This is a genomic window from Campylobacter sp. BCW_6467 (genome assembly GCF_001762855.1).
Taxonomy (GTDB): domain Bacteria; phylum Campylobacterota; class Campylobacteria; order Campylobacterales; family Campylobacteraceae; genus Campylobacter_D; species Campylobacter_D jejuni.
The window spans coordinates 1-1,472 of record NZ_MJXP01000004.1; the positions used below are offsets into that span (position 1 = coordinate 1).

A 1,472-nucleotide genomic window follows, 5' to 3' on the forward strand; every position below is an offset into this window, starting at 1 on the left:
AGATGAAACATTAAGACAAGAATATCTTAAAAACAAAGAATTTAAATTAATTAAAAGTATTAAGTAGATTGGTTATAATAAAACAATTTATCTATATTAGGAGTAAATTTGCAAATTCCTATTTATTCTAAACTCAAAGAAAAACTAGAAAGCAAAGGAATAGACAATATATCAAGTGGGCAAATTGCTTGGTTTGTATGTAGTGTAGGGATTTTTATCATTCCTATGGTATATTTTTATATCAGTAATAATTATGATCAATTCACTATTTTATTTATTATGTTATTTATTTTTATATTGAATATGCTTTATATTAAAAATTTTTTTGCATTATTGTTGCTTGTGATATTAATATTTATATATATGAAATATCATGAGTTTATCTATAATTTTAAAATTTTATTTTTTATTTTTGCACCTATAATTTTTATCTTTTTAAGAGCTTGGAGAATTTTAATAACTTTTTTATGTGGATATATTTTTTTAGTGGCTATGGTATATATATTTGAGTTATTAGGAGGATTTTATAAATGAAATATTATGTTACGATTTATATTGATCCATTGGTAGAATGTTTTTTGGATTTTAAAAATCAGTGTTACTGGCAAAGAGAAGATTTCACCCATGCTTTCTTAGGACTTACCAAAGGCAAAAGTCCTGATGAGCTTGATAAAGCAGATGAAACATTAAGACAAGAATATCTTAAAAACAAAGAATGGGATAAGATAGATCAAAAATGGTATGAAGCTAAAGAGCCTAATGAATTCAATGATGGTTTTTGGGGTTCTACAAGACAGATGGAAACTTATAAACCAAAGATATATATTATACCACAAATAACCTTTGCTGATATTCTACAATCCCCAAAAACCGAACAATACTATATTTACAATCAAGATTATCAAGATTATCAAAAATTCACTCCTTATGGTTTGGATTTTAAACTTTATAGTAAGGATTTTATCACTAAACTTGATTTTAAAGATAAAGCTTATAATGTACTTTATAATACAAGAGTTTAAATGGGAGAAGATATTACATTTTCTATTTTTGTAGGTTCATTGCTATCCATTGCTGTTATCACAAAATTTTATCTTATAGCTTTATCTGTGCTTATTGCCTTTTCTATTTTAAATTATTGGATGAGAATTAACATAAAAGAATTTGTAAAATCTTATTTTTTAATATCTTTTATTATCTTTTTTATGGCTATTGTTATCATATTTTATCTTACTTATGATCTTGAAACTTCTAGAGGGCTTGTATTGCTTGATCCTCCAGAAATTGAAAAATTATCACCACAAGAGTATAAAGCACATAATTATTTTGATTTTTTAGGCGGTATAACTTTTATTTTTTTTATAATCACATTTTTTATACTTCCTTGTTTATTGCAAGCTTATTTATTTAAATGTTATAGCACAGGAGAAAAACACAAAAAATTAAGTTGGTTTATAGGGTTTGTGTGTAAT

General features: G+C 24.4%; 3 protein-coding genes. All 3 read left to right on the forward strand.

What is annotated here, in order from left to right; all coding sequences use genetic code 11:
- Positions 1-108: 108 nt before the first annotated feature.
- Entirely contained in the window at positions 109-534 is a 426-nt protein-coding gene (locus tag AJ888_RS00115; protein ID WP_044794538.1) for a hypothetical protein, read from the forward strand.
- Entirely contained in the window at positions 531-1,022 is a 492-nt protein-coding gene (locus AJ888_RS09090) for a hypothetical protein (RefSeq protein ID WP_180371164.1), read from the forward strand. The genes AJ888_RS00115 and AJ888_RS09090 overlap by 4 nt, the downstream gene beginning before the upstream one ends.
- The coding region (locus AJ888_RS00125) for a hypothetical protein (RefSeq protein ID WP_070296079.1) at positions 1,023-1,472 on the forward strand (450 nt) is incomplete at its 3' end.

Coding starts and splice junctions, on each gene's coding strand:
- AJ888_RS09090 (WP_180371164.1), top strand. CDS start 531: ATGAAATATTATGTTACGATTTATATTGATCCATTGGTAGAATGTTTT.